Origin of the sequence: Oscillibacter sp. CU971 (assembly GCF_905219725.1) — a bacterium.
Taxonomy (GTDB): Bacteria; Bacillota; Clostridia; order Oscillospirales; family Oscillospiraceae; genus Oscillibacter.
The window spans coordinates 1-7,535 of record NZ_CAJMXG010000144.1 but is presented as its reverse complement, the minus strand read 5'-3'; the positions used below and the strand labels follow the sequence as shown (position 1 = coordinate 7,535).

Below are 7,535 nucleotides of genomic sequence, written 5' to 3'. Positions count from 1 at the left end.
CGTAGCCCTCGTGGCTCTCGCCGGGGGCGGGGACATAGGGCTCGCTGGGCGTGGTGGTCCCGCCGTTCGGGTTGTTGGGGTCCTCGGGATTCAGCGGGTCCTCCGGGTTCACCGGGGGCAGGCCGTTGTGGGCGGGACAGCCGCCGATGGGGTTTGTCTCCGAAATCTCGGTGATCTTTTCCAGGCTGCTGATGAGGTAGGCGTCGTCCTCCGCCTTGATGCTGGGGCCGTAGTCCTCCCGGACGTAGTCCAGATAGGCCCGCTGCTCCACCACCTCCAGGGGGCAGGACTCCGTGGCCAGGCAGTGGCCCTCGGTGCAGTAGGACACCACCTTGTGCGTGGTGCACTTCTCTGTGGGCCCGGTGCCCGACGCCACCGTAAACGTGCCGATTCGGCCTCCCCGGGGGTCCGCCTCACACGCCGCGGAGGGCAGCATACCGCTGTCCAGACAGACCCGGATGCTGGTCAGCCCCGTGGCGGGCTTGTTGTCAAAATCCTTNTCGGGCAGGTCAATGTGCAGGNGCTCCATGACCTTNTTCCACATGGTGATGGCGGGGTTGNCGCTGTAGCTGATGCGCTCCGGGTCCTCATAGCCCGTCCACACCGCCGCCACGTAGTAGGGCGTGAAGCCCACGAAGTAGCGGTCCTTGTTGTCGTTGGTGGTTCNGGTTTTTCCGGCGATNTGCATNCCGCCAAACCGGGCCTGTCCGCCGGTGCCGGAGGTCACGGCGTTTTTCAGCATGTCCGTCATGAGATAGGCGGTGGTTTCCTTCATGGCCACATGGCTTTCGCTCTCGTTTTCCAGCACCNTCACTTCCTNGCCGGTGGTGTTGTCGATGCGGGTGACCCGGACGTAGGTCCGGGGCTCGTTGTATACGCCGTTATTGGCAAAGCAGGCGTAGGCCGCCGCCATTTCCACGGTGTTCAATCCCCGGGTCAGGCCGCCCATGCCCAGGGCGCCCACCACCATGTCGTCCGCCACCAGACCCAGCCGCAGGTTCTCCGTGGCAAAGCGGTAGGCCTCCTCCACCCCCACGGACTGGAGGGCCTGGACGGCGATGGTGTTGATGGATTTCTGCACGCCGGTCCGCACCGTGGTGAAGCCGGTGTAGGTGTTGGGGGAGTTCTTGGGCCAGGGATTCCCGTTGAGCTCCTGAACCGGGTAGTTGTCAAAGACCGACCCCTGGGTGATGACTCCCGCGTCCAGGGCCGGGGCGTAGGCCGTCAGAGGCTTCATGGAGGAGCCCACCTGCCGCTTGGCCGTGGCGCAGTTCCAGCCCAGGTTTTCCTGCTTCTCCCCCACCTTGCCGACCATGGCCACGATGTCGGCGGTGNAGGGGTCCAGGATAGTGATGGCGGACTGAAGCTGCTGGCCGTTCCGGGAGGTCACGTCCAGGTTGCTCCGGTCCTCATAGACGCTCTCCGCCANGGCCTGGATCTTCGGGTCCAGGGTGGTGTAAATTCGATAGCCGCTGTTGTAGAGGCGGGTGTACGCCTCGTCCTTTGTGATGTTGTACTCCTTCTGCAGGTCCCGCACCACATCCTGGATCACCTTGTCCACAAACCAGGAGTTGATCTCCACCTTGNCCGCCACCTTCTCCACAATCTCCTTGGCGGAGGTGGACCCGTCGGCAAACTGGAGGACCTCCGCCTTGGCGGCCTCGGCCTGGGCCTTGGTGATATAGGGAAGCCCCGTTTCCGGGTTGATGACCTCCTCATTCGCCATCCGGTCCAGGATGGTCTCCTGGCGCTCCTTGTTCTTCTCCCGGGGGGTGACCGTGCTCCCATCCTCCCGGGTGTAGGTGATGTCGTACAGGGGCCCGTAAATCGAGGGGTTGTTGGTGATGGCGATGAGACAGGCGCTCTCCGCCAGGTCCAGGTCCTTGGCGTCCTTGCCGAAGTAGAACTGCGCCGCCGTCTGGACGCCGTGGCAGCCCTGGCCCAAATAGATGTCGTTCAGATACTGCTCCAAGATGAACTGCTTGGAGTAGTTCTTCTCGAACTCCAGGGCCCGGAAAATCTCCCGGACCTTCCGGTTGACATAGGGCATGTTGTCGTTGGTCATGTTTTTCAGCACCTGCTGGGTGATGNTGGANCCGCCGTAGCTGCCGTCCCCCAGAATCAGATCCTTCACCGCGCCCAGNGTCCGCCACCAGTCCACGCCCTCGTGCTGGAAAAAGCGGTGGTCCTCAATGGCCACGGCGGCCTGCCAGAGGTAGGGGGACATGTCCTTGAACTCCACCAGGATGCGGTTCTCTTCGCCGTGGATGCTCTTGAGCTCCTTCCAGTTCCCCGTCTCCTCATCCTGATAGTAGATAAAGGAGCTGAGGTTCATGGTGTAGTCCTCCGCCCGCACCGCCACGCTGGGGGTGACCACCGTGTCGATATACTCTTTAAAGAAATGCAGGCCGATCAGCGCCGTGCAGACGCCGACGATCAAAACCGTCCACAGCGTGATAAAGGTCCACTTCACGACCCCCAGGACGACGCCCAGGGCGGTGGGCCTCCTGCGCTTCCTGCGCCGCTGGGGCTGCTGGGGGTGCTCTCTTCTTCCGTGCTGCTCCAAAGTAACGAATACCTCCTTTGCCGGGGATACCGCCTCCGCCCTGCTTTTTGCGGCGAAGCGCGTCAAAGCCAGTTGTTTCCAGGGCTTCCAAAAATGTCCGGAGCCCCTTGTTTTCCATTGTACCATGCCCTGTCAATATTGAAAATGTCGGATTTCGCCGAAAAAAAGTTTCCGCACCGCATGGATTTATGGGTTTTGGGCAGACTAACTCCCACCGGCGCTGTCAACTTTTCGCCTTTTTCACGAATTCTACTCTTGCAATTGCCGTCGTTTCCGTGTAAAATACAGTTGAGCCCAGAAAAGGAGGCGCCCTGTATGAGTGAAGATTTCGGCCCCACCTTCCTGACCGTCACCGACGAGGAGGGGAAGGAGCTGGTTCTGGAGTTCATGGACGCTCTGGAACACAACGGACAGCTCTACCAAGCTTTCTTCCCCGCCGAGACCGAGGGGGAGGAGGACGACCCGGACNCCGGGCTGGTGATTTTAAAAGTCCTCCACGAGGACGGTGAGGACGTCCTTTCCACCCTGGACTCCGACGAGGAGCTGGAAGAGGTGTACGACCTCTTTATGGAGTCCCTGTTCGACGGCGAAGAGTAACTCCAAAACCACATACGGTAAAGTACCCTGCGGGGTGCGTGATAGATCTTTTTTTAACCCACATTTCGTTATAAGGGACGCTGGATCAGTGCGTGGTTCGCAGGCCTCCCGGCTGCCGTTCGCGGCTGGAAGTTGGAAGCGGTAAAGCGCGCTGGAGGCGACCCACCTGTCCATGAAGGTGCAGGTTATAACGGGGTCTACACGGCTCTCGCGGGGTACTATTATGCCCTGAGGGCCGTTTTCTTTTCCGCTTTCAGGAAAATTTCAGCCGGGCATGTTATGTTTGTTGTGCCATTCGAGTGTTATTTTAGCGGACCGGCCCGGAGATTTGATGAAAAAAACGTGAATTCTGGCGTTTTCTTTCCCGGAAAGGGATTTTAGGCTTGCACTTTGGCCCGCGTTCCGCTATAATAGGCAAGTGCGTAAAATCCAGCCCGTTCCCGTTCGGGCAAAAATTGTAACTGAAAACTTGAGAGGACTGAAACACAAATGAGCGCATCGAGAGAAAAGCAAAACCGCCAGGCCGCTTCCGGCCAGGCCGACCCCAAAACCGCCCGGGAGGCGCAGCAGCGCAGGGAGGAGAAGCGGACGAACCTCCTCTACGGCGTCATCGCCGCCGCCGTCCTGGTCGCGGTCATCGCCTCCTTCGTCTGGCGCAGCGACTTCATCCCCAAGACCACCACCGCCGCCACCATCGACGGGGAGAAGTACACCGCCGCTGAGGTGGAATACTATTATCAGACGGCCTACCGCAACTTCGTAAGCAACAGCNAGTATTCCTATTTCCTCAGCTATCTGGGACTGAACACCAACGCCACCTTGAAAAGCCAGTCCATCAACTCCACCGCTGCCGCCATGCTGGGCATTGAGCTGCCCGACGCGGACGCCGAGAGCGCGGAGGCCGATTCTGAAGCGGACCCCCTGGCTCCCACCGGCATGACCTGGCACGACTATTTCCTGGACGAAGCCCTGGATAACATGCGCGTCATCCAGACCGCCCTCAAGGCCGCCGAGGCCGAGGGCTTCCAGTACCCTGCCGGGGTCCAGGTCCAGTATGACGACAACATGGACGCCCTCAAGGCCGTAGCCGCCGCCAGCGGCATCTCCGTCAGCCAGTACCTGAAAGGCAACTTCGGCGCGGGCGTCACGGAGAAGGTTTACGGCGAGCAGCTGATGCGGGTCCTTCGCTACAGCGCCTACGCCGACGCCTATCAGGACAGCCTGACTTACTCCGACAGCGAGCTGGAGGAGGCCTACGGCGCTGACCGGAACACCTATGACCATGTGTCCTATGAGGTTGTCNCCTTNTCCGGCGCGGCGGAGAGCACCACCGACGACGAGGGCAACACCGTGGAGCCCACCGAGGAGGAAGCTGCCGCGGCTCTGGAGGCGGCTCAGGACCTCGCCCAGACCGTGCTGGACGGCTTCCAGGATGGCGGGGACCTGGAGGAGCTGGCCAACGAAAACGACGGCACCTACAGCAAAAACGAAAACGGCACCTACAGCGCCGGAAGCGTTATGAGCGAGTGGCTGTACGACAGCGCCCGGAAATCCGGCGACGCCTCCACCCTGGCGGACGGCACCGTTCAGTATGTGGTGGTCTTCCACGACCGCTTCCGGGACGAAAATCCCACCATTGACATTCGGCACATTCTGGTTTCCCTGGGAACCGGCTCCATCGCCGANNGCGAGGAGGGCTATGAGGACCAGCAGGCCCAGCTGAAAGCCGACGCCCACGCCAAGGCCGAGGAACTGCTGGCCCAGTGGCAGTCCGGCGAGGCCACCGAGGACTCCTTTGCCGCCCTGGCGCTGAAGGANTCCGCCGACGGCTCCAAGTACGACGGCGGCCTCTACACCGAGGTCTATCAGGGCCAGATGGTGACGGAATTCAACGACTGGTGCTTCGACACCGCCCGCCAGAGCGGCGACACCGGCGTGGTGGACACCCAGTACGGCTCCCACGTCATGTACTTCTCCGGCGTGAATGCGGCCCGCTGGCAGACCCAGGTCGCCGCCAATCTGCGGACTGAGGCTTACACCGCCTGGGAGGAGGATCTGGTGAAGGATGTCACCGTCCAGCGCAGCGAGTCCGGTTTGAAACACATCGGCTAATACCGCACAGCACTTAGGGGCCGGCAGACGCCGGCCCCTTTGCCTGATATATTACTTCCGAACTGAAAGGTCGGAAGTAATATGTGCCATGTTCTGCGGTTGCCGCTGTTTACAGCGGTGAGCAAAACGGCTTAAATCAAATGTATTATTTCCGAACTTNAAACTCGGAAATAGTACACATCAATGAAGAAAGAAGGAAATCTGCATGCTGGTTGGCACGCTGGTCAACACCGGCGCGGTGATTGCCGGGTCCCTGATCGGCCTCCTGTTGGGCAATATTCTGCCGGAGCGGCTGCGGGACACGGTAATGAAAGGCCTGGGCCTCTGCACCCTGTTCGTGGGCATTGATGGAATGCTGGGGGGCAGCAACGCTTTGATTGCCATTATCTCCATGGCCGTGGGCGCCGTCATTGGTGAGCTCTGCGACCTGGACGGGCATCTGAACCGCTTTGCGGAGGGCCTGGAGAAAAGCTTCAAGAAGGGCCGGGAGGGAGGCCCCTCCCTGGCGGAGGGCTTTGTGACGGCCTCCCTGGTCTTCTGCGTGGGGGCCATGACCATTNTGGGAGCCCTAAACGACGGCCTTACCGGAAATCATGAAATGCTGTTCACCAAGGCCACCCTGGACTTTGTGTCCTCCATCATTTTCGCCTCTTCCCTGGGCCTGGGCGTGATGCTGTCCGCCGCGGCAGTACTTACCATTGAGGGGGGAATCGCCTGCCTGGCCAGCCTGGTGGCTCCCATTCTCCAGCAGAACCCCAATACGGTCCCGGAAATGACGGTGGTGGGCTCGATACTGATTGTGGGAATCAGCTTGAACCTGCTGGGGGTTACGAAGGTGAAGGTGATGAACTACGTCCCGTCCATCTTTCTCCCCATTCTTCTCTGCCAGTTCATGTGAGGACTGTATAAAGAAACGCGCCGTGCCGGAGGGTAAGGCGTCATAAAGAAGTTAAGGGCAAGACAGGCCGCAGCGGTCTGTCTTGCCCTTTTATACTGTATAACCCACTATGACACTTTCGGGGAAAGTGCCCGTGGGGGGGGGGCAATAAAAAGGAATTTNTTTTTACAGTTTCAAAATAGCAATCAGCTCGTCTCCATCCATTTCTCCAGTTTCAACAAATCCAAACAAACGGTATAACTGACTGGCAATTCTATTTTCAGGTTCATAAGACAACCAGCAGTATTCCGATTTACCGCAGGGAAATGTTTTTACGAATTCCAATGCAAGTCTGACCGCTTCTTTGCCATAGCCCCTATTTTGATAATGACTATCTATCATCAATCGCCAGAGATTATAATTTCCTTTTGCTATCAATGGGGCGTCATACCAATAATCATCTGTATCAAAGCCAATCATTAAAAAACCAACCGGTGTATCATCCTCATATATTCCAAAAGGGAAAGCATATCCATTTCCGGTTATGGCGGTATAGGCTTCGATAATGCTGATGTCATTGCTTGCTACAAAATTTTTTTGCTTTTCAGAAACACAAAGTTTCAAAATATCCCATACGTTTTTCCCGGTTATCTTCTCCAGTCTCAGCATATTGATATCCTCGCGAATCCCGATTTGTCGATGAGTTCATTATAAAGCAACACCCTCTGAAAAGCAACTTCTTTCCAGAATGTGTTGGCTTCTTTACGGGAGTTACCCCGAGGGCAGGGGCGCGTTTTTTTGATTGCAACGACCTCCTTAGCGTAGTAAAATGAGGGCAGCAAAATAACGGGAGGAAACCGCTATGACTTTAATTTTAGGAATCTCAGCCGCCATAGGTATTCTGATTTATCTCTTGCACCGCCAAGGCTTTGCCGTAACAAAGAGCATCGCCGCCGTGTTGTTTGTATTTCAACTGGGAAAAAGAGGCGGCCGCGCCTCCCTGAACTCCTGCACCGGCTGGGTCCGGCATAGAGGCCGGTTCCGCGAAAGCCGGATTATGAAATTTTGCTTCGACTGCCGGCTGTCCAGCGGGGATGCGGAAGTCGTCCTGCTGGACAGCCAAAAGCGGGAGCTGCTTCGCTTAAACCGGCACCAGTCCGCAGGAGAACTCAAGTTAGATGGAACGGCACGGTATTATCTGCAATGGGAGTTTCATCGTGCTACCGGCATATGTGAGCTGCACTGGTAGCAGACCTTCTCCGTATAAAGCAAAAAATAAGACAGGCTACCGAAGTAACCTGTCTTATGTTGGCGCCACCTATCTTCCCGGGCCGTCGCCAGCCAAGTATTGTGGGCAGAAACGAGCTTAACTACCGTGTTCGG

6 protein-coding genes and 1 other RNA gene are annotated in these 7,535 nt (G+C 58.0%); 4 read left to right on the top strand and 3 right to left on the bottom strand.

What is annotated here, in order from left to right; all coding sequences use genetic code 11:
* Positions 1 to 2,566 (bottom strand): transglycosylase domain-containing protein (locus JX325_RS10460; protein WP_204791080.1); only part of this gene is annotated, 2,566 nt, incomplete at its 3' end.
* Positions 2,567 to 2,881: 315 nt separating this feature from the next.
* Here JX325_RS10460 and JX325_RS10455 point away from each other — a divergent pair.
* The 4 genes from JX325_RS10455 (at position 2,882) to JX325_RS10440 (ending at position 6,173) form a co-directional block, all read left to right on the top strand.
* Positions 2,882 to 3,163 carry a DUF1292 domain-containing protein gene (locus JX325_RS10455; protein ID WP_204791079.1) on the top strand — a complete coding sequence of 94 codons (282 nt, stop codon included), beginning with the start codon at positions 2,882 to 2,884 and terminating at the stop codon, positions 3,161 to 3,163.
* A gap of 21 nt (positions 3,164 to 3,184) precedes the next feature.
* A non-coding RNA gene (gene ssrS, locus JX325_RS10450) (6S RNA) lies at positions 3,185 to 3,384 on the top strand.
* Between the two features lie 268 nt (positions 3,385 to 3,652).
* The gene (locus JX325_RS10445; protein ID WP_204791078.1) at positions 3,653 to 5,275 is read left to right on the top strand and encodes a peptidylprolyl isomerase; all 1,623 of its coding nucleotides are present in this window, start codon (positions 3,653 to 3,655) and stop codon (positions 5,273 to 5,275) included.
* 205 nt (positions 5,276 to 5,480) lie between these two features.
* Positions 5,481 to 6,173 (top strand): DUF554 domain-containing protein, encoded by a 693-nt coding sequence (locus JX325_RS10440; RefSeq protein ID WP_204791077.1) that lies wholly within the window; start codon positions 5,481 to 5,483, stop codon positions 6,171 to 6,173.
* 165 nt (positions 6,174 to 6,338) lie between these two features.
* On the opposite strand, the gene JX325_RS10435 is transcribed toward JX325_RS10440, so the two are convergent.
* Entirely contained in the window at positions 6,339 to 6,821 is a 483-nt protein-coding gene (locus JX325_RS10435; protein ID WP_204791076.1) for a GNAT family N-acetyltransferase, read from the bottom strand.
* A gap of 214 nt (positions 6,822 to 7,035) precedes the next feature.
* Positions 7,036 to 7,275 (bottom strand): hypothetical protein, encoded by a 240-nt coding sequence (locus tag JX325_RS10430; protein ID WP_204791075.1) that lies wholly within the window; start codon positions 7,273 to 7,275, stop codon positions 7,036 to 7,038.
* Positions 7,276 to 7,535 lie beyond the last annotated feature (260 nt).